Origin of the sequence: Nocardiopsis oceanisediminis (genome assembly GCF_048595525.1) — a bacterium.
GTDB lineage: Bacteria > Actinomycetota > Actinomycetes > Streptosporangiales > Streptosporangiaceae > Nocardiopsis_A > Nocardiopsis_A oceanisediminis.
Genome location: NZ_JAFMZJ010000001.1, coordinates 2,666,463 through 2,691,973 on the forward strand (window position 1 = coordinate 2,666,463; position 25,511 = coordinate 2,691,973).

Consider the following 25,511-nt stretch of genomic DNA (forward strand, 5'->3'; position numbering starts at 1 on the left):
GGACCCGGCCGCCCGGGGTCAGAACTTGCGGGCGGTGGCGGCGACGATGAGGTCGGCCAGGGCGGAGCGGGCCTCGGCGGCGATCAGGTCGCTCTCCAGCGCCTCGGTGGCCTGGGCGACGTGCTCGTCGATCAGGCGCTCGCAGGCGGCGAGCGCGCCGGAGTCCTCGGCGAGGCCGCCCATCCAGGCGATGGTCTCCGGGGACAGGTCCGGGTCGCCCAGGTGGCGGCGGAACTCCGCGGCGTCGGCCGCGCCCGCCCGGGACAGCGTCTCGGCGACGAGCACGGTGCGCTTGCCCTCGCGCAGGTCGTCGCCGGCCGGCTTGCCGGTCCGCTCCGGGTCGCCGAACACGCCGAGCAGGTCGTCGCGGAGCTGGAAGGCCAGGCCCAGCGGGCGGCCGTAGGCGGTGTAGACGGGGGCCAGGTCGTCGTAGCGGCCGGCCAGCGCCGCGCCCAGGTGCAGCGGGCGCTCCACGGTGTACTTGGCGGACTTGTAGTCCATCACCCGCAGCGCGGCCTCCGCGGTCTCCCCGTCGCGCACCTGCTCCAGGGTGTCCAGGTACTGGCCGGCCATCACCTCGGTGCGCATCGCGTCGAACGGGCGGCGGCCGGCCGCGAGCGCCTCCGCGGGCAGCCCGCTGCCCTGGTACATCTCGTCCGACCAGGCGAGGCAGAGGTCGCCGATGAGGATGGCGGCGCCCTGGCCGAACTCCTCGGCGGAGCCGCTCCACCCCGATTCGCGGTGCAGCCGGGCGAGCCGCCGGTGGGTGGAGGGCAGGCCGCGCCGGGTGTCGCTGTTGTCGATGACGTCGTCGTGGATCAGCGCGCAGGCCTGGAGCAGCTCCAGGGCGGCCGCCGCGGTGAAGATCTCCGGCACGTCGGTGCCGCCGGCGCCGCGCCAGCCCCAGAAGCAGAACGCGGGGCGGAGCCGCTTGCCCCCGCTGAGCATGGCCTCCAGGGCGTCGGCGGCGGGGGCCAGCTCGGCCCCGATCTCCAGCAGCAGGGCCCGGTGGTCCCGGATGAACCCGTCGAGCGCGGCGTCCACCGCAGGACGGACATAGGAGACGGGGGAGGAAGGCGAGGACGTCATAGGAGGAAGGGTATCGGGCGTGTGAGCAGGCGGATAACGGCCCTGTGGAACCCGGATCCGAGCGATGCCCACCGAACCGGTGGGCTTAGAGTGGGGGCCATGTTTGGCTCACCGACACGCACCGGACCCGCGTTCGAGGCCGCCCCGCGGCCCAAGCGCATCGGAGACCTGCTCAAAGCCGGCGAACCGACATTCTCCTTCGAGTTCTTCCCGCCCAAGACCCCGGAGGGGCAGCAGCGGCTGTGGAAGGTCATCCGGGAGATCGAGGCGCTGCGGCCCTCCTTCGTCTCGGTCACCTACGGCGCGGGCGGCGGGACCCGCGACCGCACGGTGGAGATCACCGAGCGGATGGCCACCGACACCACCCTGCTGCCGGTCGCCCACATGACCGCGGTCGACCACTCCGTGCGCGAGCTCCGCCACCTCATCGGCCGGTTCGCCGCCGCCGGGGTGACCAACATGCTCGCGCTCCGCGGCGACCCGCCCGGCGACCCGCTGGGCGAGTGGGTCAAGCACCCCGAGGGCCTGGAGTACGCCGACGAGCTGGTCAGGCTGATCAAGGAGAGCGGCGACTTCTCGGTGGGCGTGGCCGCCTTCCCCTACAAGCACCCGCGCTCGGTGGACGTCGACACCGACGCCGAGTACTTCGTGCGCAAGTGCCGGGCCGGCGCCGACTACGCCATCACCCAGATGTTCTTCGACGCCGACGAGTACCTCCGGCTGCGCGACCGGGTCGCCGCCAAGGGCTGCGACGTGCCGATCATCCCCGAGATCATGCCGGTGGTGAAGACCAGCACGATCGAGCGCTCCGAGCAGCTGTCCGGCGCCCCGTTCCCGCGCCACCTGGCCGCGGAGTTCGAGAAGGTGGCCGACGACCCGGAGGCGGTCCGGCGGCTCGGCCTGGACCAGGCGCACCGGATGTGCGAGCGGCTGCTCGACGAGGGCGCGCCGGGCATCCACTTCATCACCTTCAACCAGTCCACCGCCACTCGCGAGATCTACCAGCGGCTCGCCGCGGGCCGCCCGGTAGCGGCAGCGGCGCGGCCATGATCGCGAACGGGCGGTCCGGGCTGCCGGGGAAGGCGAACTCCGGCAGCACGTCGGCGAACCCGCACGAGGCGTAGAGCCGCCGCGCGACGGTCGGCCCGATCGGGGTGGACAGCACCGCGGTGCGCTCCGGTCGGGCCTCGGCCAGCAGCTCCAGCAGCCTGCGCCCGGCGCCCCGCCCCTGGTGGGCGGGGTGGACGTGCACCTCGGCGATCTCGAAGGAGTCGGTGAACCAGCGGCGCAGCGCGTCGGGGTCGGAGCGCTTCAGCTCCGCGGTGACCACGTCGTGCCACCACTGCCCGGAGCGGCCGTGGAAGCCGTAGGCGAAGCCGGCCGCGCCGCCGTCGGGGGCCAGGGCCAGCACCGACCGGAACCGGGGGTAGCGGGAGTGCTGCTCCATGATGCTGCGCCGCCCGGGGAGCTGCTCGGGCGCCGGTTCCATCGCCGCGGTGTAGACCTCCAGCAGCGCCGGCAGGGCGTGGACGAAGGAGGGAGCGGTCAGCTCCCGCAGCTCGATGTCGGTGCCCACGCCGCCACCCTACGCCCCGGGGGCGCCGCCGGCGGGAGGCCTGCGCGGCGCGGCCTCCTTGACGGAGAGTGCCGGGGTGGGGTTAACTTGGCCTTGTTCGTACACCAGTTCGAACCGGGTGGGCGGAGCTCTCCGGCGTCCCGAGGCGGTGTGGAACACGTGTCCGGGCGCTGCCCCCGTGGCGGCCGGACGCCGGCGGTCGGGCGGAGGAGGGGAAGCCTCTTGCCCGGCCGCCCCCCTTGCGCGGCGGGGGCGGGCCGTGCGCCGCCCGGTGCATCGCGCCGCGCCGCAGGGGCGCGCGGCCGCACCGGCGCGGCCGGGCCCTCTTCGCCCTCGCTCCCGGAGCGCCCGGCCCCTGGGGCAGGGGAGCCGGGGCGGGAGCGGGCGGAGGCGGATCCCCGCGGGCCGGTGTGCGCGGAGCGGCGCTAGAAGGCGTCCACGGCGCGGCGGGCCTCAGGGTCGAGCACGCCCCAGTTGATCAGCTCCTCGGTGAGGTCGCCGGGCGAGCGGTCGTAGATGACCGCCAGCGACCGCAGGTCCTCCTGGCGGATGGAGAGCACCCGCCCGTTGTAGTCGCCGCGCTGGCTCTGGATGGTGGCCACGTAGCGCGCCAGCGGCCCGGCCTTCTCCTGGGGCAGCTGCTGCATCCGCTCCAGGTCGATGACGAGCTTGGGCGTCGGCCCCAGCGGCGTCGGGGCCGCGCCCCCGGGCAGCAGCTCCGACATCGGGACGCCGTAGAAGTCCGCCAGCTCGGCGAGCTTCTGGACGGTCACCGCGCGGTCGCCGCGCTCGTAGGAGCCCACCACGACGGCCTTCCAGCGGCCGTGGGACTTCTCTTCCACCCCGTGCAGGGAGAGCCCCTGCTGGGTGCGGATGGCGCGCAGCCGCGCGCCGAGGGACTTCGCGTATTCGGATGGCATCTTCTTCGTCGCTCCCCGGCCGTGAGGTGGCTGGTGCGGGGCCCGCCGCCCCGGGGTGAGCCCCGGCCGCCGCGGCCCCGCGCCGTGCGTCGCTTCGGGGGGGCACGGCGCGGCTCCAGCCCATTTTGGTTACGGACAGTGACCGTAAGGCCGTGGCCGCGCCAGGTCAAGCCGTTGGGCGGAAACGCGACGATTCAGTGGCCAAACCGTGCGTAAGTGAGAGGTCTCTCATTACGGGCCGTCGCGCCCGTGCGGCGGGTGGTGAAGAGTGCGGGAAGCCCGTAACCGCCGGAAGTTTCACATTTCTCCGGTGAGCGGACCGGATGATTTCCGGCGAACCGGACGCTGAGTATCCGATTGCTGTCAAGGGGTCAATGTATGACGAGAGTCACAATATGGCGATGTTTGTCGGGGAGGTGTGAGCGGTTCGCGGGGGCGCCGCTGGTAGCGTTGAGCCGATCGACATCCTTTTAACGTCCTGTTCAGTGAGGCAGGGAAGGGGGTCATTACTTTGTGTGCACAGAAGAGCGCGGAAGGTGATCCGTCCGCGGGCCCGCCCGGGAACGGCGCCGGGGAGCTGCGGGCCGTCCTGGAGGGCCCGGAGATCCGGCGCGCGCTGACCCGGATCGCCCACGAGGTGCTGGAGCGCACCAAGGGCGCCGAGGACGTCACCCTGCTGGGCATCCCCTCGCGCGGCGCCCCGCTCGCCCGCCGGCTGGCCGAGCGCATCGAGCGGGTGGAGTCCCGGACCGTGCCCTGCGGCGCCCTCGACATCACCATGTACCGGGACGACCTGCACCTGGCGCCCGCGCGCGCCCTGGGCCGCACCGACATCCCCCAGCAGGGCATCGACGGCCGCGTCGTCGTCCTCGTCGACGACGTGCTGTTCTCCGGGCGCACCGTGCGCGCCGCCCTGGACGCCCTCAACGACCTGGGCCGGCCGCGCGCCGTGCAGCTGGCCGTCCTGGTCGACCGCGGCCACCGCGAACTGCCCATCCGCGCCGACTACGTCGGCAAGAACCTGCCCACCTCGCTGCGCGAGACGGTACGCGTGCAGCTGGAGGAGACCGACGGCCGCGACGCCGTGCTCCTGGGCCCCGCGGGCGGCCCGGGGACCCCGGCGGAGGCCCTCCGCCGCTCCGCGGAGCGGCGCGGCCCCGGCAGCGAGGAGGAGAACCGATGAGGCACCTGCTCTCCACGGCCGACCTCGGCCACGACGAGGCCGTCCTGATCCTGGACACCGCGCGCGAGCTCGCCCAGATCGGCGAGCGGTCCGTGAAGAAGCTGCCCACCCTGCGCGGGCGCACCGTGGTCAACCTCTTCTACGAGGACTCCACCCGCACCCGGACCTCCTTCGAGCTGGCCGCCAAGCGGCTCTCCGCCGACGTCATCAACTTCTCCGCCAAGGGGTCCAGCGTCGCCAAGGGCGAGAGCCTCAAGGACACCGCGCTGACCCTGCAGGCGATGGGCGCCGACGGCGTCGTCGTCCGGCACGGCGCCTCCGGCGCGGCGCACCGGCTGGCCGGCTGGGTCGACGGCTCGGTGCTCAACGCCGGCGACGGCACCCACGAGCACCCCACCCAGGCGCTGCTGGACGCCTACACCATGCGCGAGCGGACGGGCCGGCTGGCCGGGCTGCGCGTCGCCATCGTCGGCGACGTGCTGCACAGCCGGGTCGCCCGGTCCAACGTGCAGCTGCTGCACACGCTGGGCGCCGAGGTCACCCTGGTCGCCCCGCCGACCCTGGTCCCGGTCTCCGTGGGAACCTGGCCCTGCCAGGTCTCCTACGACCTGGACGAGGTGCTGCCCAAGAGCGACGTGGTGATGATGCTGCGGGTGCAGGCCGAGCGGATGAACGAGGCGTTCTTCCCCACCGCGCGCGAGTACAGCCGGCGCTACGGGCTGGACCGGGACCGCTTCGCGCTGATGGGCGAGGACGCCATCGTGATGCACCCCGGGCCGATGGTCCGCGGGATGGAGATCTCCGCGGAGGTCGCCGACTCGCCGCGGGCCACCGTCACCCGGCAGGTCGCCAACGGCGTCAGCGTCCGGATGGCCGTGCTCTACCTGCTCCTGGGCGGCTCCGAGCCGGCCATCGGGCAGCCCTAGCGCGGCGCAGGCGCAGGCGGCCGCCGGGACGCGGCCGCAGCAGACTTCCGCACGGTGCCGCGGCCGGCGCGCCGGGGCGACCGAAGGACGAAGGGAAAAGCGGGCAATGCCCAATGAGAACGAGAGCGGCGGCACGGACTGCCTGATCCGCGGGGCGCGGCCGCTCGGCGGGGAACCGGCCGACATCCTGGTCCGCGGCGGCGAGATCGCCGCCGTCGGCCCGCAGGCCGCGGCGGAGGCCGGCGCGTCGGCCCGGACCGTGGAAGCGGACGGGGCGATCGCCCTGCCGGGCCTGGTCGACCTCCACACCCACCTGCGCGAGCCGGGCCGGGAGGACGCCGAGACGGTGGCCAGCGGCTGCCGCTCGGCCGCCATGGGCGGCTTCACCGCGGTGCACGCCATGGCCAACACCGACCCCGTCGCCGACACCGCCGGCGTGGTCGAGCAGGTGTGGCGGCTGGGCCGCGACTCCGGCCGCTGCGACGTGCGCCCGGTCGGCGCGGTCACCCGCGGCCTGGCCGGCGAGCGCCTCGCCGAGCTGGGCGCGATGGCCGACTCGGTGGCCCGGGTGCGGGTCTTCTCCGACGACGGCATGTGCGTCTCCGACCCGCTGCTGATGCGGCGCGCCCTGGAGTACGTCAAGGCCTTCGACGGGGTGGTCGCCCAGCACGCCCAGGACCCCCGGCTCACCCAGGGCGCGCAGATGAACGAGGGCGAGGTCTCCGACCGGCTCGGCCTGGCCGGCTGGCCCGCGGTCGCCGAGGAGGCGGTCATCGCCCGCGACTGCCTGCTCGCCGAGCACGTCGGCTCCCGGCTGCACGTCTGCCACGTCTCCACCAAGGGCTCGGTGGAGATCATCCGCTGGGCCAAGCAGCGCGGCTGCGACGTCACCGCCGAGGTGACCCCGCACCACCTGCTGCTCACCGACGACCTGGTGGAGGGGTACGACCCGATCTACAAGGTCAACCCGCCGCTGCGCACCGCCGCCGACGTGCACGCGCTGCGCGAGGGGCTGGCCGACGGCACGATCGACTGCGTGGCCACCGACCACGCCCCGCACCCGATCGAGGCCAAGGAGACCGAGTGGGCCAACGCGGCCATGGGCATGCTCGGCCTGGAGACCGCGCTCTCGGTGGTCCAGCACACCATGGTCGACACCGGCCTGCTGGACTGGGCCGCGGTCGCCGACCGGATGTCGGCCGCGCCGGCCCGGATCGGCCGCCTCACCGGCCACGGCCGGCCGCTGGCCGCCGGGGAGCCCGCCAACATCGCGCTCTACGACGCCTCCGCCGAGCGGCTGGTCGACCCCGCGGCGATGGAGTCCAAGAGCACCAACAGCCCGTATCGGGGCATGCGCCTGCCGGGACGCGTCACCGGCACGTTCCTGCGCGGCGTCCCGACGGTCCTCGATGGGAAGATCCAGTGACTGAACAACCGACCGGTCCCGAAACCGTCCCCGCCACCCTGGTGCTGGAGGACGGCCGCGTCTTCCGCGGCCGCTCCTTCGGCGCGCACGGCGAGACCTTCGGCGAGATCGTCTTCAACACCGGCATGACCGGCTACCAGGAGACGCTGACCGACCCGTCCTACCACCGCCAGATCGTCACCATGACGGCGCCGCACATCGGCAACACCGGGGTCAACGACGACGACCCCGAGTCCGGCCGCGTCTGGGTGGCCGGCTACGTGGTGCGCGAGCCCGCGCGGGTCCCCTCCAACTGGCGCGCCCAGCGGACCCTGGACGAGGAGCTGCGCCGCCAGGGCGTGGTGGGCATCGCCGTCGACGGCACCCGGGCGCTCACCCGGCACCTGCGCGACCGCGGGGCGATGCGCGCGGTGATCAGCACCGAGGAGCACGACCCGGCCCGCCTGCTGGAGAAGGTCGCCGCCTCGCCGAAGATGACCGGCGCCGACCTGTCCGGCGAGGTCACCACCGCCGAGCCGTACACCGTGCGGCCGCCGGAGGGGACGCCGGTCCGGTTCACCGTCGCAGCGGTCGACCTGGGCATCAAGGCGATGACCCCGCAGCGCCTCGCCGAGCGGGGCTGCGAGGTCACCGTGCTGCCCGGCACGGCCACCGCCGAGGAGATCCTGGCGCTCGGCACCGACGGGGTGTTCTTCAGCAACGGCCCCGGCGACCCGGCCACCGCGGACGCCAGCGTCGAGGCGCTGCGCGCCGTGCTGGAGGCCCGCAAGCCCTTCTTCGGCATCTGCTTCGGCAACCAGATCCTCGGCCGCGCCCTCGGCCTGGGCACCTTCAAGCTGCGCTTCGGCCACCGCGGGGTGAACCAGCCGGTGCAGGACGTGCACACCAAGCGGGTCCACATCACCAGCCACAACCACGGCTTCGCGGTCGACGCCCCCACCGGCGGGCCGTTCGACACCCCGTTCGGGCGGGCCGAGGTCAGCCACGTCGACCTCAACGACGGGGTGGTGGAGGGGCTGCGGCTCCTCGACCGGCCGGCGTTCAGCGTCCAGTACCACCCGGAGGCCGCGGCGGGCCCGCACGACGCCGCCGACCTGTTCGACGCGTTCTGCGACCTGATGGAGGCCGAGCGGGCCTCCGCGGGCACCCCGCAGACCAACCGGCACGATCAGTAGTAGAGGGAACCATGCCGCGCCGTAGTGATCTGTCATCCGTACTCGTGGTCGGCTCCGGTCCCATCGTGATCGGGCAGGCCGCCGAGTTCGACTACTCCGGGACCCAGGCGTGCCGCGTGCTCAAGGCCGAGGGCCTGCGCGTCATCCTGGTCAACTCCAACCCGGCGACCATCATGACCGACCCGGAGATCGCCGACGCCACCTACGTCGAGCCGATCACCCCGGAGATGGTCGAGAAGATCATCGCCAAGGAGCGCCCCGACGCCCTGCTGCCCACCCTGGGCGGCCAGACCGCGCTGAACACCGCGATCGCCCTGCACGAGGCGGGGGTGCTGCAGAAGTACGGCGTCGAGCTCATCGGCGCCGACGTCGACGCCATCCAGGCCGGCGAGGACCGGGAGACCTTCAAGGGCATCGTGGAGCGGATCGGCGGCGAGTCCGCCCGGTCCCGGATCTGCCACTCCATCGAGGAGTGCCTGGAGGCCGCCGGCGACCTCGGCTACCCGGTCGTGGTCCGCCCCTCCTTCACCATGGGCGGCTCCGGCTCCGGCTTCGCCCACGACGAGGCCGAGCTGCGCCGCATCGCCGGGCAGGGGCTCACCCTCTCGCCGACCACCGAGGTGCTCCTGGAGGAGTCCATCCTCGGCTGGAAGGAGTACGAGCTGGAGCTGATGCGCGACGGCAACGACAACGTGGTCGTCGTCTGCTCCATCGAGAACTTCGACCCGATGGGCGTGCACACTGGCGACTCGGTGACCGTGGCCCCCGCCATGACCCTCACCGACCGCGAGTACCAGCGGATGCGCGACGTCGGCATCGCGGTCATCCGCGCGGTCGGCGTGGACACCGGCGGCTGCAACATCCAGTTCGCGGTCAACCCGGACGACGGCCGGCTCATCGTCATCGAGATGAACCCGCGGGTCTCCCGCTCCTCGGCGCTGGCCTCCAAGGCCACCGGCTTCCCGATCGCCAAGATCGCCGCGAAGCTGGCGGTCGGCTACACCCTGGACGAGATCCCCAACGACATCACCCGGGAGACCCCGGCCAGCTTCGAGCCCAGCCTCGACTACGTGGTGGTCAAGGTCCCGCGGTTCGCCTTCGAGAAGTTCCCCGGCGCCGACCCCGGCCTGACCACCACCATGAAGTCGGTGGGCGAGGCGATGGCCATCGGCCGCTCCTTCCCCGAGGCGCTGCAGAAGGCGATGCGCTCGGTGGAGAAGAAGGGCACCGGCCTGACCTGGGCCGGCGAGCCGGGCGACAAGGAGGGGCTGCTCCGCGCCGCGGCGACCCCGGGCGAGTACCGGCTCCGCCAGGTGCAGCAGGCGCTGCGCGCCGGCGCCACCGTGCGCGAGCTCTACGAGGCCACCGGCATCGACCCGTGGTTCCTCGACCAGATGCTGCTGCTGGAGGAGACCGCCCGCAAGCTGGCCGCCGCGCCGCAGCTGGACGCCGGGGCGCTGCGCGGCGCCAAGCGGCTGGGCTTCTCCGACCTGCAGATCGGCGAGATCACCGGCAAGTCCGAGGAGGTCGTCCGGGAGCTGCGCGGGGCCCTGGACGTGCACCCGGTCTACCTGACCGTGGACACCTGCGCGGCGGAGTTCGCCGCGCGGACGCCCTACCTGTACTCCAGCTACGACGAGGAGACCGAGGTCCCGCAGGGCACCCGCCCCAAGGTGATCATCCTCGGCTCCGGCCCGAACCGGATCGGCCAGGGCGTCGAGTTCGACTACAGCTGCGTGCACGCCTCCTTCGCGCTCTCCGAGGCGGGCTACGAGACCGTCATGGTCAACTGCAACCCGGAGACGGTCTCCACCGACTACGACACCAGCGACCGGCTCTACTTCGAGCCGCTCACCCTGGAGGACGTCCTGGAGGTCGTCCGGGCCGAGCAGCTCACCGGCACCGTGGTCGGCGTGGTCGTGCAGCTGGGCGGGCAGACCCCGCTGGGCCTGGCGCGCCGCCTCAAGGAGGCCGGGGTGCCCATCGTCGGCACCAGCCCCGAGGCGATCGACCTGGCCGAGGACCGCGGCGCCTTCGGCGAGGTGCTGGAGCGGGCCGGGCTGCCCGCGCCCAAGCACGGCACCGCGTTCTCCTTCGACGAGGCGCGCCGGGTCGCCGACGAGATCGGCTACCCGGTGATGGTCCGCCCCTCCTACGTGCTGGGCGGCCGCGGCATGGAGATCGTCTACGGCGAGGCCATGCTGGCCGACTACATCGAGCGCAACGCCGAGGTCAGCCCGGACCACCCGGTGCTCATCGACCGCTTCCTCGACGACGCCATCGAGATCGACGTGGACGCGCTCTACGACGGCGAGGAGCTCTACCTCGGCGGCGTGATGGAGCACATCGAGGAGGCCGGCATCCACTCCGGCGACTCGGCCTGCGCGCTGCCCTCGATCACCCTGGGCGGCGAGGACATCGAGCGGATCCGCTACTCCACCGAGGGCATCGCCCGCGGCACCGGGGTGCGCGGCCTGCTCAACGTCCAGTACGCGCTCGCCTCCGGCGTGCTCTACGTGCTGGAGGCCAACCCGCGGGCCTCGCGCACCGTGCCGTTCGTCTCCAAGGCCACCGCGGTGCCGCTGGCCAAGGCCGCGGCCCGGGTGATGCTCGGCGCCTCCGTCGCCGAGCTGCGCGCCGAAGGGATCCTCCCGGCCTCCGGGGACGGGGCGACCCTGCCGATGGACGCGCCGGTCGCGGTCAAGGAGGCGGTGCTGCCGTTCAACCGGTTCATCGACCGCCAGGGCGAGGGCGTGGACACCGTGCTCGGCCCGGAGATGCGCTCCACCGGCGAGGTGATGGGCCTGGACGCCGACTTCGGCGCGGCCTACGCCAAGTCGCAGCAGGCCGCCTACGGCCCGCTGCCCACCCGGGGCACGGTCTTCGTGTCGGTGGCCAACCAGGACAAGCGGCACATGATCTTCCCGGTCAAGCGCCTGGCGGACCTCGGCTTCGAGATCCTGGCCACCGAGGGCACCTCCTGGGTGCTGCGGCGCAACGGGGTGCCCGCCCGGGCCGTGCGCAAGCACAGCGAAGGTCCCGGCCCCGAGGGGGAACCCACTATCGTGCAACTGATCCACGACGGCGCGGTGGACCTCATCGTCAACACCCCGTTCGGCGGTGCCGGGCAGTCCGGCCCCCGGCTGGACGGCTACGAGATCCGCACCGCCGCGGTGGTGCGCGGCGTCCCCAGCGTCACGACGGTGCAGGGGCTGGCCGCCGCGGTGCAGGGCATCGAGGCGCTCGCGCGCGGGGAGATCGGGGTCCGCTCCCTCCAGGAGCACGCCGAGTCGCTGCGCGGCGCCCGCCGCGCCCGCCCCAGTGTCGCAGTGAGGCAGGACGACAAGGTTGAGCGACTTCGGTCCGTTGCAGATGCGCTGCCCGGTGCTGACCGTGCGGAGGGTGGACGCCTACTACGCGATCACCGTGGTCGCCCCGGGGATCGCGGAGCGCTTCCGGGCCGGGCAGTTCGTCGCCGCCGCGGTCGGCGGCGAGCAGTCCAGCATGCTGCTGCGCCGGCCGTTCGCGGTGCACGACGTCAAACCGGACTACGGCGGCACCGTGGAGTTCCTGTTCTCGGTGCGCGGCGCGGGCACCGCCTGGCTCGCCGAGCGCCGCTCCCGGGACCTGCTCGACCTGGTCGGCCCGCTGGGCCGGCCCTTCCCGCTGCCCCGCGACCCGGTCAACTGCGTGCTGGTCGGCGGCGGCTCGGGCAGCGCCCCGCTGTTCCCGCTGGCGCACGCGCTGCGCCGCCGCGGCTGCCGGGTCGACGCGGTGCTCGGCGGCGCCTCGGCGGACCGGGTGTTCAGCGCGATCACCGCCCGCCGCATCGCCGAGACCGCGACCTTCACCACCGACGACGGCTCGTTCGGGGTGCGCGGCCCGGTCACCGCGCCGCTGGGCCGGGTGATCGAGGAGGCCCGCTCGGACGTGGTCTACGCCTGCGGTCCGATGCCGATGCTGCGCGAGGCCACCGCGGTCGCCGCCGAGCACGGCATCCCGATCCAGGTGGCGGTGGAGGAGACGATGGCCTGCGGCACCGGGGTCTGCATGGCCTGCGTGGTCCCGGTCTCGGGGGAGGACGGCATCACCCGGATGGTCCGCGCCTGCGTGGACGGCCCGGTCTTCCGCGGCGAGCGGGTGCGCTTCGACGACGTCGGCACCATCCCCTTCGACGCGCTGGGCGCCCCCGGATGGAAGCCGGCGGCCGACGCCGCCGTGGACCCGGCCGACCGCGAGGCCGGATGAGCCCGCCCCCGCCGGGCGGGCCGGGAGAGCGAGGAGGCTGGATGGGCACCGACCTGCGGGTCCGGCTCAAGGACGTGGAGTTGGCCAACCCGGTGCTCGCCGCGGCGGGCTGCGCCGGGACCGGCCGGGAACTGGCCCAGTTCTTCGACCTGGCCGGGATCGGCGCGCTGATCACCAAGTCGGTGACGGTGGAGCCGCGGGCCGGCCACCCGGCGCCGCGGATCGCCGAGACGCCCAGCGGGATGCTCAGCGCCACCGGCCTGCAGGGGCCGGGGATCGAGGTCTTCCTCCAGCGCGACCTGCCCTGGCTGCTCTCCCGCGGGGCCCGGGTCGGGGTCTCGCTGGCCGGGAGCGGGGCCGCGGAGTACGGCGAGCTGGCCCGGCGCCTCTCCGAGGCGTCCGGGGTCTCCTTCGTGGAGGTCAACCTCTCCTGCCCGAACCCCTCCGACCGGGGGCGGCACTTCACCGACGACCCGCGGGAGGCGGCCCGGGTGGTGCACGCGGTCCGCTCGCACACCCGCTCCGACATCCCGGTCTTCGCCAAGCTGGCCGCCGACGTGCCCGACCCGGTGGACCTGGCCGAGGCCTGCGCGCAGGCCCGCGCGGACGGCCTGTCGCTGATCAACACGGTGCGCGGGATGGCGATCGACCCGCGCACGCTGCGCCCGGCGGTGGCCGGCGGCATGGGCGGGGTCTCCGGGCCGGCGATCCGCCCGATCGCGGTGGGCTGCGTGCACCGGGTGCACGCGGCCCTGCCCGAGCTGCCGATCATCGGCAGCGGCGGGGTGCGCACCGGGGGCGACGTCCTGGAATTCCTGGCCGCGGGCGCCACGGCGGTCGCGGTGGGGACGGTGACCTTCCACGACCCCTCGGCCTGCGTGCGCATCGTCCGGGAGCTGGAGGAGGCGCTCGCCGAGCACGGAGTGGACCGGGTCCGCGACGTGGTGGGCGCGGCGCACCGCCCGCTCGGTGCGGCGGCCGGCGCGGGACCGCTCCCGCGCGGCTGAGCACCGGGCCCGCCCGCCCTGAGCAGGGGCGGCCGGGCCTGTGAGACAGCCTGTGGCGGCGCGGACACGCTCCCGCGTCGCCGGGCTTCCGCCGGCGGCTCCCGGGGCCGCTGGGGCCGTTTCAGGGCCGGGAAGGCGCGTCGTGCCCCGATGGGCGCGACGTGCATGAACCGGCCGATGCAGGGAACCTGCACGGTGCAGTGGACCAGGTCGCCGCGCCGCCCGTGCGGTTCGCCCTCCCGCAGCCGCCCGGCGGCGGGAGATCCCCGCTCAGTTCCGCTCACGAAGGAGAAGGATCGTGGCCGCGCCCATCGCAGTAGCCATCGACGCACCCGAGATCGAGACCGCGGCCCGCTGGGCGTCCGCGGTCGCCCCGCACGTCAGCACCGTCAAGGTCGGGCTGGAGCTCTACCTGCGCTACGGGCCCGAGGTGATCGGCACGGTGCGCGGGGCCAACCCCGTCTCGGTCTTCCTCGACCTGAAGCTGCACGACATCCCGGCCACGGTGGCCGGGGCCGCGCGCAACGTGGCCCGGCTGAAGCCGTCCATCCTGACCGTGCACGCGGCGGGCGGGGCGGACATGATCAAGGCCGCGGTGGAGGCGGCGCCGGACACCCGCATCGCCGCGGTCACCGTGCTGACCTCGCTGGACGACACGGCGCTGGAGGCCATCGGGATGCGCGGACCGGCGGCCGACGCGGCCCGCCGGCTGGCGGTGCTCGCGGTGGGGGCCGGCGCGCAGGCGCTGGTCTGCTCGCCGCACGAGGTGCCCGCGCTCCGCGCCGAGGTCGGCCCGGACGTGCAGCTCATCACGCCGGGCGTGCGCCCGGCCGGCGCGGACCGGGGCGACCAGGCCCGGGTGGCGACGCCGGAGGAGGCCCTGGCGGCCGGCGCGGACCTGCTGGTCGTCGGCCGGCCGATCACCCGGGCGGCGGACCCGGGCGCGGCCGCGGCCTCGCTGGCGGCGGCGCTGCGCCGGGCGGAGGCGGCCGGCCGGTCCTGAACCGGCCGGAGGAGCGAGACGAGGGCGGGTCCCCGCGGCACGGCGGGGCCCGCCCTCGGGCGTGTCCGGGGCCGGCCGCACGGCCTTCTCGTGCCCCACAGTATCCGATTGCGGACGCAAGGTGCCGCCGTATTCAGGTGTCCGAAATCCGGAGGTCCGGACCGGGCGCGACCGGTTCCGGCCCAGGAGGGGAGCGGTTCGCGGGAATGAGGCGTCCGCGGTGCGGAGGGCCAAAAGTCCTGAATTCAACCGCACAGCGCAATCGAGCGAGGACAGAGCGTGATTAATTGGATGAATTGCCGCTCTATTAGCGCTCGAAGGGCCACTTTGCGTTGCCGAACAGGGTCGGAACCTACTAACTTGCGCAGGCGTCCGCCCTCCACGAACGAGAGAAAACCGAGGTGACCCGGCGTGGCCCTTCCTCCCCTCACACCCGAGCAGCGCGCCGCGGCTCTGGAGAAGGCCGCTAAGGCCAGAAAAGAGCGCGCGGAAGTCAAGAACCGCCTGAAGCACGGCGGCGTCTCCCTGTCGGAGGTGCTCGCCGACGGCCAGACCGACGACGTCATCGGCAAGATGAAGGTCTCGGCTCTGCTGGAGTCGCTCCCCGGCGTCGGCAAGGTCCGCGCCAAGCAGATCATGGAGCGGCTCAACATCGCCGAGTCGCGCCGCGTCCGGGGGCTGGGCGCCAACCAGCGCGCCTCCCTGGAGCGCGAGTTCGGCGGCGCCAAGTAAGGCGGTCGATCCAGCCGCCCCAAGCGGCCCCGCGCTGACGGGGCCGCGCCGGAGCCGCCCGGCCGCCCGCATCCAGCGGAGGCGGCCGGCGGCGCCGGGGGCGGAGGCATGAAGCGCCGCGGTCCGGCATGACCCGCCGCACACCCCGCTCAAGGGGGGTGCGGACGGGCCCGCCGGGCCGCGGCGCGGTGGTATAAAAGACCAATCATCACCGGCCCGGGGAAGCGTCCCCTCGTGCGGACCGACCGGAGCCGGGCGCCTCCGGCGCCAAGCCAGCCCCAGCGTCGCACCGAGAGTTCGAACACCACGTGCCTACCGATCGCGAAGACCGGCCCGCAGCGGGGCCGGAGGACACCGGCGCCCCGGAGCGGCGGCTGACGGTCCTCTCCGGCCCCTCCGGGGTCGGCAAGAGCACCGTCGTCAAGGAGCTCCGGGCCCACCACCCCGAGGTGTGGCTCTCGGTCTCGGTCACCACCCGCGCCCCCCGCCCCGGAGAGACCGACGGGGTGGAGTACTTCTTCGTCGGCTCCGACGAGTTCGAGCGGATGATCGCCGAGGGCAGCCTGCTGGAGTGGGCCGAGTTCGCGGGCAACCGCTACGGCACCCCCCGCGCCCCGGTCGAGCGGCGGCTGCGGGCAGGCGTCCCGGTCCTGCTCGAGATCGACCTGCAGGGCGCCCGCCAGGTCCGCGAGTCCAAGCCCGACTCCTTCCACGTCTTCCTCGCCCCGCCCTCCTGGGAGGAGCTGGTCCGCCGGCTCACCGGCCGCGGGACCGAGGCGCCCGAGGTGGTCCGGCGCCGGCTGGACGCCGCCCGGGTCGAGCTGGCCGCGGAGAAGGAGTTCGACGCGACGCTGGTCAACACGTCCGTCGAGAACGTGCGCGACGAGCTGCTAGCGTTGGTCCTCGCGCCGAAGGTGTGACCGCCGGCGCCTTCCCGGCTCCGGACCCGGGCACCCGCGGCGCGGATATCCTGGAGGTTCCGCGGGCCCCGCGGGCTCCGCGCAGGCCGCGCAGCGCGCGGCCACCGCACCATCCGTCAACGCAGGCCCCGCACGCAGGGGGCCGCCGACCGTCCAGGGGGACGCACGTGGCAGGCACCGAGCCCGTCGCCGAAGGCATCACCAACCCGCCCATCGACGACCTCCTCGAGCTCGTCGACAGCAAGTACAGCCTGGTCACCATGGCCTCCAAGCGGGCCCGGCAGATCAACGCCTACTACGCCCAGCTGGGCGAGGGCCTGCTGGAGTACGTCGGCCCGCTGGTCGAGACCCAGGTCCAGGAGAAGGCCCTGTCCATCGCCCTGCGCGAGGTCAAGTCCGGACTGCTCACGGCGGAGCCCTACGAGGGCAACTGAGCGCCGAGGGACGGAGGCGCGGTGCGCCCCCGGGCACGGCCCGGGGCGGCGCCGGCCGCCGCCCCCGCCTCGGCTAGGGTCCGAACGTGAACACACCGACTGACGACGGCGCCGCGCCCGAGGTGGTCCTCGGCGTCGGCGCGGGCATCGCCGCCTACAAGGCCTGCGAGCTCCTCCGCCGCTTCACCGAGTCCGGCCACGGCGTGCAGGTCGTGCCCACCGCCGAGGCGCTGCGCTTCGTGGGCGAGCCCACCTGGGCCGCGCTCTCCGGCCGCCCGGTGGCCACCGGCGTCTGGGACGCCGTGCACGAGGTCCCGCACGTGCGCATCGGCCGCCGCGCCGACCTGGTCTTCGTCGCCCCGGCCACCGCCGACCTGCTGGCCCGGGCCGCGCACGGGCTCGCCGGCGACCTGCTCACCAACACCCTGCTCACCGCGCGCTGCCCGGTCGTCTTCGCCCCCGCCATGCACACCGAGATGTGGGAGCACCCCGCGACCCGGGCCAACGTCGCGCTGCTGCGCGAGCGCGGCGCCATCGTGCTGGAGCCCGCGGTGGGCCGGCTCACCGGCGCCGACACCGGCAAGGGCCGGCTGCCCGACCCCGAGGCCCTGTTCGAGGCGGGCCGGGCGGTGCTGCGCCGCGGGAGCCTCCCCGCCGACCTGGCCGGGCGGCGGGTGGTGGTCTCGGCCGGCGGCACCCGCGAGGCCATCGACCCGGTCCGCTACCTGGGCAACCGCTCCTCCGGGCGGCAGGGGTACGCGCTGGCCGCCACCGCGCTGGCCCGCGGCGCCCGGGTCACCCTGGTCAGCGCCGCCACCGGGCTGACCGCCCCGGCCGGCGCCGACCTGGTCCCGGTCGAGTCCGCGGTGCAGATGCGCGAGGCGGTGCTCGAGGCCCGGCGGGGCGCCGACGCGGTGGTGATGGCCGCGGCCGTGGCCGACTTCCGCCCGGCCGAGCAGGCCCCCGGCAAGATCAAGAAGACCGGCGCCGGCCCCGAGCCGATCGGGCTGGTGGAGAACCCCGACATCCTCGCCGAGCTCTCCCGCGAGCGGACGGCCCCCGGCCAGGTGGTGGCGGGCTTCGCCGCGGAGACCGACGACGTGCTGGCCAACGGCCGGGCCAAGCTCGCCCGCAAGGGCTGCGACCTGCTGGTCGTCAACCAGGTGGGCGAGGGGAAGGCGTTCGGCACCGAGGACAACCAGGCGGTGATCCTGGACTCGGACGGCGGCTCGGCGGAGGTGCCGCACGGCCCGAAGAGCGCGCTGGCGGACCGGGTCTGGGACCTCGTCCGCGACCGGCTCCCGCGAGTGTGAAAAGATCCCCTCCGGTGTTGCGCGTGCGGCGACCCCGTTTCGCTGTACGCTACGGAAATCCCAGCGCATGGGCATGATCGGTTTCGACCGTGGAACTTTTCCTGTGTCATGCGTCACACTTGGTCCGTGAGCGCCTGAAGTGGCGTTCCGCGGACCGGCGGCGGGCGACCGCCGCCGAACGAAAAGCTGGAGCGGACCCGACAGAGCCGCACGCCCCGGGCGCGACGGACAGGGCACCACTACAGTGGAGCAGGAAACCAACCCCGCGGGTTCGGTGAAGCCCGGTGGAACCCCACCTCCCCGGCGCGGAGCCGTCCTGCAGAGACAACTGTCAGCCAGCAGCCGCTGCAAGGAGTCACTCAACGTGTCCCGTCGCCTTTTCACCTCCGAGTCGGTCACCGAGGGCCACCCCGACAAGATGGCCGACCAGATCAGTGACGCGATCCTCGACGCGATGCTCAAGGACGACCCGTCCAGCCGGGTCGCCGTGGAGACCCTGATCACCACCGGGCAGGTGCACATCGCCGGTGAGGTCACCACCAAGACCTACGTCGACATCCCCGCGATCGTCCGGAAGAAGATCCTGGAGATCGGGTACGACTCCTCCGCCAAGGGCTTCGACGGGGACTCCTGCGGGGTCTCGGTCTCCATCGACCAGCAGTCGCCGGACATCGCCCAGGGCGTCGACACCGCCTACGAGGCGCGGGTCGGCGGCGAGGACGACGCGCTGGACCGGCAGGGCGCCGGCGACCAGGGCCTCATGTTCGGCTACGCCAACCGCGAGACCCCCGAGCTGATGCCGCTGCCGATCAAGCTCGCGCACGCGCTCTCCCAGCGCCTCTCCCAGGTGCGGCACGACGGGACCGTCCCCTACCTGCGCCCGGACGGCAAGACCCAGGTGACCGTCGAGTACGACGGGGCCACCCCGGTCCGGCTGGACACCGTGGTCGTCTCCAGCCAGCACGCGCCGGACATCGACATCAACGAGCTCCTCACCCCGGACATCAAGGAGCACGTGATCACCCCGGTGGTCGCCTCCTACGGGCTGGAGGCCGACGACTACCGGCTGCTGGTCAACCCCACCGGCCGGTTCGAGATCGGCGGCCCGATGGGCGACGCGGGCCTGACCGGCCGCAAGATCATCGTCGACACCTACGGCGGCTACGCCCGGCACGGCGGCGGCGCCTTCTCCGGCAAGGACCCGTCCAAGGTCGACCGCTCCGCCGCCTACGCGACCCGCTGGGTGGCCAAGAACATCGTCGCGGCCGGCCTCGCCGACCGCGCCGAGGTCCAGGTCGCCTACGCCATCGGCAAGGCCCACCCGGTCGGCGTCTTCATCGAGACCTTCGGCACCGAGCAGGTCGCCCCGGACGTCATCGAGAAGGCCGTCAAGGAGGTCTTCGACCTGCGCCCGGCCGCCATCGTGCGCGACCTGGACCTGCTCCGCCCGATCTACTCCGGCACCGCGGCCTACGGCCACTTCGGCCGCGAGCTCCCCGAGTTCACCTGGGAGTCCACCGAGCGCGCCGCGGCCCTCAAGGCCGCCGTCGGCGCCTGAGGCCCCGACCGCCCGAGCGGAACCGGACCACCGGCGGCCGCCCCCTGCCCGGGGGGCGGCCGCCGCCGTCTTCCCCGGAGGTCCCGCCGGGGGACCGCTCCGCCGCCCAGGCCCCGGCGGGCGCGCACGGGTCCATCGCCGCCGGGCCCGGCCGGCGGTCGGCGCGGTGTACGGGAAGCCGGAGCGGAAGCCGCGCCGCCCGGGCGGGGCCGCCTCGGACAGGCCAGGGGCGGCGTACTCGCCGCCGACCGGGACGCCCTGGCCCGGGAGGGCCGGGCCGGCACCGGCAGGGTCGGGGCGGCCGCACCGATCAGGGTGCGGCCCGGGGGCGGCGCGGTCACCATCAGGGGCACCGGCAGGGTGGGCGCCGGATGCCGGCCGCAGCGGTCGGCGTACCGCCCGGGCGGCCGGCTCCGGGGCCGCCGGGGTCAGCCGCGGCCCGCCCGGGACAGCGCCGCCTTCTGCACCGCCTCCAGCGGCCCGGTGTCGAACCGGCGCAGCCAGAGCGCGCTCCCGGCGACCAGGACGGCGCAGAGCGCGGCCCACAGCCCGAGCACCCACCACGGGCCGGTCCCGGCGAAGCGGGAGGCCAGGCCCAGGCCGAAGCCGTAGCAGACCAGCATCGCCAGTACGTTCTGCAGCACGTAGCCGCTGAGCGCGGTGCGGCCCACACCGGACAGCGCGGCGGTCACCGGGCCGGTGCGGCGCATCCGGTCGTAGACCAGGCCGACCAGGCCGGCCAGCCCGATCGCCGCGATCGGCGCGCCGATGTACCGCTCGACCAGCAGGAACTCGGCGCCGGCGAGCGAGGCCGCGGCCTTCAGCGGCAGCCCGGCGCCCAGCCCCCAGGCGGCCATCCGGGCCCGCAGCCGCCGCCCCCCGGCGCCGGGAGAGAACGCGCCCGCCCGGAGCAGCGCCGCGCCGGCCAGGAAGAGCACCAGCAGCAGCCCGAAGGAGAGCACCGGCTCGATCCGCAGCAGCAGGAGGTTCTCCAGCCGGAAGGCGACCTGCTCCGGGTAGCTCCCCTCGGCGTAGAGCCGCACCGCGCCGGGGTCGACCGGGACCCCTTCGCCGGCCTGCGCGGCCGCCGACAGCAGCGCGGTGCCCGCCGCCATCAGCAGCAGGTGCAGGGCCCCGGCGGTCCAGGCGGCGGCGGCGCGCAGCCGGGGGCCGCGGGCCAGCAGCCAGGCGGTGACCAGCGCGGTCACCGCATAGCCCATCAGCACGTCCCAGGCGAAGACCAGGGTGAAGTGGACCAGCCCCTCGAAGAACAGGAAGAGCGCCCGCCACTTGTACGGGCCGGGCCAGCTCTGCCCGCGCTTGGCCGCGGAGCGGAACTGGATCGCCAGCCCCGCGCCGAACAGCAGGGTGAGCAGGGAGAGCGAGGTGCCGTTGGCGGCGAACCGGAACAGCGCCTCGGCGATGACCGCGGGCACCGGGTCGGCCGGGATCGAGGCGAGCGAGGGCGCGCCGCCCCCGCTGAGCATGCCGATCTCCGCCCCGGGCGCGGTGAAGACCCAGATGTTGGTACCGAGCGTGCCCATGATCGCCAGGCCGCGCAGCACGTCGAGCAGGGGCAGCCGGCCGGCGCGCCGCCCTTCGGGCGCCGGCCGCGGTGCGGCCTCCGCCCCTCCGGCCGGCGCCGCGGCCGCGGTCCCGCCCCGCCGGGCTCCGGTACCGGGCGCGGTCTCGTCCATGGTCTGCGGCTCCGTCCCCGTGGTCCACCCCGCCGCTGCGGCGGGCACCGGTCGGGGGTCCCCGCCCCGGCGGCTCCACCATGGCGCGGATCGCCCCCTGCGGTCCTCCTGCGCGCTGCGGAAAGGGGGGTGGTGCTTTGGATGTAGCCGGCGCGGCCCCCGGCCGCCCGCCCGGCCCCCGGCACGGACCCGGTCCCCGGCACGGACCCGGCCCCCGGCACGGGAAAGGGCGGCCCCGATCGGGACCGCCCTCACCGGAAAGGCGCCGCCGGCGCGCCCGGACTCAGATCCGGACCGTGGTGCTGCGCACGATCTCGAACACCGGGTGCCGGTGCGCCTCGTCGCGGAACCACTCCACCGGGGAGTCCGGCGCGGCCTGGAAGTAGGGGCCGACCACCGCGACCCGCGGGTGCTGCAGGTACTCCCTGAGCACCGGGGCGGCGCGCTCCGGGCCGACCTCGACCACGCTCACCAGCTCCAGCCAGCCGCCCTGGCGCAGGGTCGCGAAACCGTCCTTGCGGATGTTGCGCACCCAGCCGACCTCGCCGTAGGGCGCGACGAGGAACCGGCCCTGCTCGTTCTCGAGCAGGTTGATCGGGGTCGAGCGGAGCAGCCCCGAGGTGCGGCCGCGCGTGGTCAGCACCCACACGTCGGACGGGACGCACCCGTACTTGGCCAGGCGCTCCACCAGCGCGTCGAAGGTGTGCCGGAGCCTGCCGGCCCGGAACACCTTGGGTTCGTTCCCCATCGACAACTCCCTCACTCGGTTCACCCCCATTGTGCTGGGTGCGCCGGCGCCCGGGCGACGCCCGGGTCAGCGGAACGCCGAGACGCCGGTCACCGCCTGGCCGATGCTCAGCGCGTGGATCTCCTCGGTGCCCTCGTAGGTGGCCACCGTCTCCAGGTTCACCATGTGCCTGATCACCGGGTATTCCAGCGTGATGCCGTTGGCGCCGTGCACCGAGCGGGCGGTGCGGGCGACCCGCTGCGCCGCCGCCACGTTGGCGAACTTACCGAAGCTGACGTGGTTGTGGTGGCAGGCGCCGTCGTCCTTGAGCCGGCCGATCTGCAGCGCGGTCAGACCGGCCTGGTTGACGTCGACCACCATGTCGGCGAGCTTGCGCTGGGTGAGCTGGAAGGCGCCGATCGGCCGGCCGAACTGCTCCCGGGTGCCGGCGTAGTCCAGCGCGGCGGCGTAGCAGGCGCGCGCGGCCCCCGCCGCGCCCCACACGATGCCGAAGCGGGCCTCGTTCAGGCAGGACAGCGGTGAGCCGAGCCCCTTGGAGCCGGGCAGCAGCGCATCGGCGGGCAGCCGCACCCCGTCCAGCACCAGCTCGGAGGTGATCGAGGCGCGCAGCGACAGCTTGTGGTGGATGGTGCCGGCGGTGAAGCCGGGGGTGCCGGCCGGCACCAGGAACCCGCGGACGCCCTCGTCGGTCGCGGCCCAGACCACCGCCACGTCGGCCACGGAGCCGTTGGTGATCCACATCTTGGTGCCGTCCAGCACCCAGTCGGTGCCGTCCCGGCGGGCGCGGGTCCGCATCGACCCGGGGTCGCTGCCGGAGTCGGGCTCGGTCAGCCCGAAGCAGCCGATCGCCTCGCCGGCCGCCATCCGGGGCAGCCACTCCTGCTTCTGCTCCTCGGAGCCGAACCTGTGGATCGCGGTCATCGCCAGCGACCCCTGGACCGAGACGAAGCTGCGCAGCCCGGAGTCGACCGCCTCCAGCTCGCGGCAGGCCAGGCCATAGGAGACCGCGCCGGCCCCGGTGCAGCCGTAGCCCTGCAGGTGCATGCCGAACACGCCGAGCCCGCCGAAGCGCTCGGCCAGTCCGCGCGGGTCGGGGATGGTCCCGGCCTCGAACCACTCGGCGACGTTGGGCGCCAGTTCGGCCTCGGCGAAGGCGCGCACCGCGTCGCGGATGTCGCGCTCCTCGGCGGTGAGCGAGCGGTCCACGGCCAGGAAGTCGGCCGGGTCGGGGGCGGGGGCCCTGTGCTGGTCGGTCATCGGGAACTCCTCGGGATACGGCCTCCGGCGGAGGCCGGGAGGCGGCTGCGGTCGTCGGGACGGGCGGACGGGTGCGGGCGCGCCGGTGTCACGGCCGCTCCGCGGCGGCCGGGCCCCGCGGGTCGGCCTGGTGCACGGCGCCCCGCTCGATCAGGGCGGCGATGCGCTCCTCGGGCAGCCCGAGCTCGCGCAGGACCCGCACCGAGTGCTCGCCCAGCAGGGGCGGCGGCAGCGGAGGGCCGGCCGGCGCCCCGGCGCCCTCCGGGTCGGCGAGCAGCCGGAAGCCGGCGCGGACCGTCTCCAGCGGCCCGGCGGTGGGGTGGTCGACCCGGACGGTGACGTCGTCGCCGGCGGCGCCGGCGGCGCGGATCGCGTCCAGCACGCCGCGCACCCGGCCCACCGGGACGCCCGCGGCCAGCAGCAGCTTCAGCCACTCGGCGGCGGGGCGGGAGCGGAGCGTCCGGGTCAGCTCGCCGACCAGCGCCTCCCGGTGCCGCACCCGGTCGGGGTTGGTGCCGAACCGCGGGTCGGCGGCGAGGTCGGGCCGGTCCAGGGCGCCGCACAGCTTCTGGAACAGCGCGTCGTTGCCGGCCGCGACGACCAGGTCCGCGTCGGCGGTGGGGAACACCTGGTAGGGCACGATGGTGGAGTGGGCGTTGCCCATCCGGGGCGGTTCGGCGCCGGTCACCAGGGCCTGCTGGGCCAGGTTCACCAGGCCGGACAGCGCGGAGTTGACCAGGGTCGCCTCGACCTGGGAGCCCTGCCCGGTGGCGCGGGCGCGCAGCAGCGCCCCGAGCACCCCCACCGCGGCGTTCAGCCCGGTGAGCACGTCGGTGATGGCCACGCCGACCTTGAAGCCGGGGCCGCCGGGGTCCCCGGTGGCGCCCATCAGGCCGCTCTCGGCCTGCACGATCACGTCGAAGCCGGGGCGCCCGGCGGGGTCGTGCTCCGGGCCGAAGCCGCTGATGGAGCAGTAGACCAGGGCCGGGTTGCGCTCCCGCAGCGCGTCGAAGCCGAGGCCGAGCCGCTCGGCGACGCCCGGCCGGAAGTTCTGGACGACCACGTCGGAGCGGGCGCACAGCTCCTGCACGGCGGCCCGGCCCCCGGGGTCCTTCAGGTCCGCGGCGAGGCTGCGCTTCCCGCGGTTGACGGCCAGGTAGTAGGCGGCCTCGCCGCCGGCGTGCGGCGGCCCCCAGGCGCGGGTGTCGTCGCCGCGCCCGGGGTGCTCGACCTTGACCACCTCGGCGCCCATGTCGGCGAGGAGCATGGTGGCGTAGGGCCCGGCCAGGACCCGGGAGAGGTCGGCGACGCGGACCCCGGCGAGCGGTCCGGGCGCGGGGGAGGGGGGCGCGGGCTCCGCGCCGGTCGTGGACGGGGTCTCGGTCATGGCGGCGTGCACTGCTCCCTACTCGGCGCCGCGGCCGTCGCGGTCGCCGCGCTCGTCTCGGAGTTGGTGGTAGGTCTCCAGGCAGCGGCGGAGCGCGGTGGTGAGCGCAGCGCCGGACTGGCCGGCGTACCTGGTCCTGACCCGCTCGGCGATCTCGGGGAGGTCGTCGTCGACGGAGAGCCCCTCGACCAGGGCGCGGAAGAACTCCTTGGCCAGGTCGGTGAGGAGGGTGGTGTCGGCCGCGACGACCACCCCGTCGGACAGGCGCACGGCGAGCACCACGCCGAGGCGCTCGTACTGGGAATGGCTCGCGACCGCGTCGGGCAGCCGGGCGTAGCCCGAGACCAGGACGGTGTCGGGGTCGCTGAGCAGGCCCCGGATGTCAACGTGTCCGTACACGCGGATGACCCTTCCGTTTTCAGGCAGCCGAAGAACTCCGTCGACTGGAGTCTCGCGCCTGGCAGGGCGACCCGGGAAGAGCGGGGCGCCCTCAGCGGGAGGGCAGACGCCCCAAGTATTCCCGAACCGGGTGGTCGGTTGTCAACGCCGCCGCGGCCGCGGCGCGGACGGTCCGTCTCGGATGCCGAGACATCCGGTGCGGCCGCGAGAACGTGTGAGGCAGCGCACAGCTGCGGCTCCACCCCAGCTGGCGAGGGGTTTTCCGGCGGGACCGGCGCAGCGGGCGGCCGCCGCCGCGCGCCGCCCTCCTTGCGCTGAACCGGACATCGTGAGCTATAGTCCCGCACAGGTCATGAGCGCCAGCGACAAGCCCCGGCTAGCTGGCCGGCAACCCTCCTTCCGCGGTGGGGTGCCCCGGGTGAGGACCAGGTCGAGACACGACCGCTTTTTCGTAACCGTGTCAGGCAAGCGCGGACCCCCGCGGGTTCGAGTCGGACGCACCCTGTGCGCAGC

Annotated in this window: 21 protein-coding genes, 1 pseudogene and 1 riboswitch; of the genes and pseudogenes, 14 read left to right on the forward strand and 8 right to left on the reverse strand. The window is 74.4% G+C overall.

What is annotated here, in order from left to right:
- Positions 1 to 18 precede the first annotated feature (18 nt).
- Positions 19 to 1,089 carry a polyprenyl synthetase family protein gene (locus J0910_RS11895; RefSeq protein ID WP_420158568.1) on the reverse strand — a complete coding sequence of 357 codons (1,071 nt, stop codon included), beginning with the start codon at positions 1,087 to 1,089 and terminating at the stop codon, positions 19 to 21.
- A gap of 99 nt (positions 1,090 to 1,188) precedes the next feature.
- On the opposite strand from J0910_RS11895, the gene metF reads away from it, so the two are divergent.
- Entirely contained in the window at positions 1,189 to 2,139 is a 951-nt protein-coding gene (metF, locus tag J0910_RS11900; protein WP_420158569.1) for a methylenetetrahydrofolate reductase [NAD(P)H], read from the forward strand.
- Here the strand turns inward: metF and J0910_RS11905 are convergent.
- Both J0910_RS11905 and bldD read right to left on the reverse strand, forming a co-directional pair.
- Positions 2,060 to 2,665 carry a GNAT family N-acetyltransferase gene (locus J0910_RS11905; RefSeq protein ID WP_420158570.1) on the reverse strand — a complete coding sequence of 202 codons (606 nt, stop codon included), beginning with the start codon at positions 2,663 to 2,665 and terminating at the stop codon, positions 2,060 to 2,062. The genes metF and J0910_RS11905 overlap by 80 nt on opposite strands.
- Positions 2,666 to 3,090: 425 nt before the next feature.
- Positions 3,091 to 3,585 (reverse strand): transcriptional regulator BldD, encoded by a 495-nt coding sequence (gene bldD / locus J0910_RS11910; protein WP_017591133.1) that lies wholly within the window; start codon positions 3,583 to 3,585, stop codon positions 3,091 to 3,093.
- A gap of 577 nt (positions 3,586 to 4,162) precedes the next feature.
- Between bldD and pyrR the strand changes: the two genes are divergently transcribed.
- The 13 genes and pseudogenes from pyrR to metK all read left to right on the forward strand — a co-directional run bounded on the left by pyrR (position 4,163) and on the right by metK (position 19,510).
- Positions 4,163 to 4,768, forward strand: a complete 606-nt coding sequence (pyrR, locus tag J0910_RS11915; RefSeq protein WP_420161962.1) for a bifunctional pyr operon transcriptional regulator/uracil phosphoribosyltransferase PyrR — start codon at positions 4,163 to 4,165, stop codon at positions 4,766 to 4,768.
- Positions 4,765 to 5,694 carry an aspartate carbamoyltransferase catalytic subunit gene (locus J0910_RS11920; RefSeq protein WP_420158571.1) on the forward strand — a complete coding sequence of 310 codons (930 nt, stop codon included), beginning with the start codon at positions 4,765 to 4,767 and terminating at the stop codon, positions 5,692 to 5,694. Before pyrR ends, J0910_RS11920 begins: the two co-directional genes overlap by 4 nt.
- 106 nt (positions 5,695 to 5,800) lie before the next feature.
- A complete protein-coding gene (locus tag J0910_RS11925) occupies positions 5,801 to 7,120 on the forward strand; it encodes a dihydroorotase (protein WP_420158572.1) in 1,320 nt (439 codons plus the stop codon).
- Positions 7,117 to 8,295, forward strand: coding sequence for a glutamine-hydrolyzing carbamoyl-phosphate synthase small subunit (carA, locus tag J0910_RS11930; protein ID WP_420158573.1), 1,179 nt, complete (start codon positions 7,117 to 7,119; stop codon positions 8,293 to 8,295). The genes J0910_RS11925 and carA overlap by 4 nt, the downstream gene beginning before the upstream one ends.
- A gap of 11 nt (positions 8,296 to 8,306) precedes the next feature.
- A pseudogene (gene carB / locus J0910_RS11935) lies at positions 8,307 to 11,606 on the forward strand (carbamoyl-phosphate synthase large subunit); the annotation flags it as partial.
- A 37-nt stretch (positions 11,607 to 11,643) separates the two neighbouring features.
- Entirely contained in the window at positions 11,644 to 12,543 is a 900-nt protein-coding gene (locus tag J0910_RS11940; RefSeq protein WP_420161963.1) for a dihydroorotate dehydrogenase electron transfer subunit, read from the forward strand.
- 41 nt (positions 12,544 to 12,584) lie between these two features.
- The gene (locus tag J0910_RS11945) at positions 12,585 to 13,550 is read left to right on the forward strand and encodes a dihydroorotate dehydrogenase (RefSeq protein WP_420161964.1); all 966 of its coding nucleotides are present in this window, start codon (positions 12,585 to 12,587) and stop codon (positions 13,548 to 13,550) included.
- 298 nt (positions 13,551 to 13,848) lie between these two features.
- Positions 13,849 to 14,553 carry an orotidine-5'-phosphate decarboxylase gene (pyrF, locus tag J0910_RS11950; protein WP_420158574.1) on the forward strand — a complete coding sequence of 235 codons (705 nt, stop codon included), beginning with the start codon at positions 13,849 to 13,851 and terminating at the stop codon, positions 14,551 to 14,553.
- Between the two features lie 411 nt (positions 14,554 to 14,964).
- A complete protein-coding gene (mihF, locus tag J0910_RS11955; protein ID WP_017591142.1) occupies positions 14,965 to 15,285 on the forward strand; it encodes an integration host factor, actinobacterial type in 321 nt (106 codons plus the stop codon).
- 308 nt (positions 15,286 to 15,593) lie between these two features.
- The gene (gmk, locus tag J0910_RS11960) at positions 15,594 to 16,205 is read left to right on the forward strand and encodes a guanylate kinase (RefSeq protein ID WP_420158575.1); all 612 of its coding nucleotides are present in this window, start codon (positions 15,594 to 15,596) and stop codon (positions 16,203 to 16,205) included.
- 167 nt (positions 16,206 to 16,372) lie between these two features.
- The gene (rpoZ, locus tag J0910_RS11965) at positions 16,373 to 16,639 is read left to right on the forward strand and encodes a DNA-directed RNA polymerase subunit omega (RefSeq protein WP_017591144.1); all 267 of its coding nucleotides are present in this window, start codon (positions 16,373 to 16,375) and stop codon (positions 16,637 to 16,639) included.
- Between the two features lie 122 nt (positions 16,640 to 16,761).
- On the forward strand, positions 16,762 to 17,952 hold the full coding sequence (gene coaBC / locus J0910_RS11970; RefSeq protein ID WP_420161965.1) for a bifunctional phosphopantothenoylcysteine decarboxylase/phosphopantothenate--cysteine ligase CoaBC: 1,191 nt from the start codon (positions 16,762 to 16,764) through the stop codon (positions 17,950 to 17,952).
- 364 nt (positions 17,953 to 18,316) lie between these two features.
- Entirely contained in the window at positions 18,317 to 19,510 is a 1,194-nt protein-coding gene (metK, locus tag J0910_RS11975) for a methionine adenosyltransferase (RefSeq protein ID WP_420158576.1), read from the forward strand.
- A gap of 428 nt (positions 19,511 to 19,938) precedes the next feature.
- On the opposite strand, the gene J0910_RS11980 is transcribed toward metK, so the two are convergent.
- The 5 genes from J0910_RS11980 to J0910_RS12000 all read right to left on the reverse strand — a co-directional run bounded on the left by J0910_RS11980 (position 19,939) and on the right by J0910_RS12000 (position 24,998).
- Positions 19,939 to 21,207, reverse strand: a complete 1,269-nt coding sequence (locus J0910_RS11980) for a DUF418 domain-containing protein (protein WP_420158577.1) — start codon at positions 21,205 to 21,207, stop codon at positions 19,939 to 19,941.
- Between the two features lie 283 nt (positions 21,208 to 21,490).
- Positions 21,491 to 21,955: a nitroreductase/quinone reductase family protein gene (locus J0910_RS11985; RefSeq protein ID WP_420158578.1), complete on the reverse strand. Its 465-nt coding sequence runs from the start codon at positions 21,953 to 21,955 to the stop codon at positions 21,491 to 21,493.
- Between the two features lie 66 nt (positions 21,956 to 22,021).
- Positions 22,022 to 23,212: an acyl-CoA dehydrogenase family protein gene (locus J0910_RS11990; protein ID WP_420158579.1), complete on the reverse strand. Its 1,191-nt coding sequence runs from the start codon at positions 23,210 to 23,212 to the stop codon at positions 22,022 to 22,024.
- An 88-nt stretch (positions 23,213 to 23,300) separates the two neighbouring features.
- Entirely contained in the window at positions 23,301 to 24,599 is a 1,299-nt protein-coding gene (locus J0910_RS11995) for a CaiB/BaiF CoA transferase family protein (protein WP_420158580.1), read from the reverse strand.
- A gap of 18 nt (positions 24,600 to 24,617) precedes the next feature.
- The gene (locus J0910_RS12000) at positions 24,618 to 24,998 is read right to left on the reverse strand and encodes a DUF3870 domain-containing protein (RefSeq protein ID WP_420158581.1); all 381 of its coding nucleotides are present in this window, start codon (positions 24,996 to 24,998) and stop codon (positions 24,618 to 24,620) included.
- Between the two features lie 348 nt (positions 24,999 to 25,346).
- Positions 25,347 to 25,475: riboswitch (SAM riboswitch) on the forward strand.
- Positions 25,476 to 25,511 lie beyond the last annotated feature (36 nt).

Coding starts and splice junctions, on each gene's coding strand:
- J0910_RS11920 (WP_420158571.1), top strand. CDS start 4,765: ATGAGGCACCTGCTCTCCACGGCCGACCTCGGCCACGACGAGGCCGTC.
- bldD (WP_017591133.1), bottom strand. CDS start 3,585: ATGCCATCCGAATACGCGAAGTCCCTCGGCGCGCGGCTGCGCGCCATC.
- J0910_RS11945 (WP_420161964.1), top strand. CDS start 12,585: ATGGGCACCGACCTGCGGGTCCGGCTCAAGGACGTGGAGTTGGCCAAC.
- J0910_RS11980 (WP_420158577.1), bottom strand. CDS start 21,207: ATGGACGAGACCGCGCCCGGTACCGGAGCCCGGCGGGGCGGGACCGCG.
- J0910_RS11995 (WP_420158580.1), bottom strand. CDS start 24,599: ATGACCGAGACCCCGTCCACGACCGGCGCGGAGCCCGCGCCCCCCTCC.
- J0910_RS11895 (WP_420158568.1), bottom strand. CDS start 1,089: ATGACGTCCTCGCCTTCCTCCCCCGTCTCCTATGTCCGTCCTGCGGTG.
- J0910_RS11985 (WP_420158578.1), bottom strand. CDS start 21,955: ATGGGGAACGAACCCAAGGTGTTCCGGGCCGGCAGGCTCCGGCACACC.
- J0910_RS11925 (WP_420158572.1), top strand. CDS start 5,801: ATGCCCAATGAGAACGAGAGCGGCGGCACGGACTGCCTGATCCGCGGG.
- metF (WP_420158569.1), top strand. CDS start 1,189: ATGTTTGGCTCACCGACACGCACCGGACCCGCGTTCGAGGCCGCCCCG.
- J0910_RS11990 (WP_420158579.1), bottom strand. CDS start 23,212: ATGACCGACCAGCACAGGGCCCCCGCCCCCGACCCGGCCGACTTCCTG.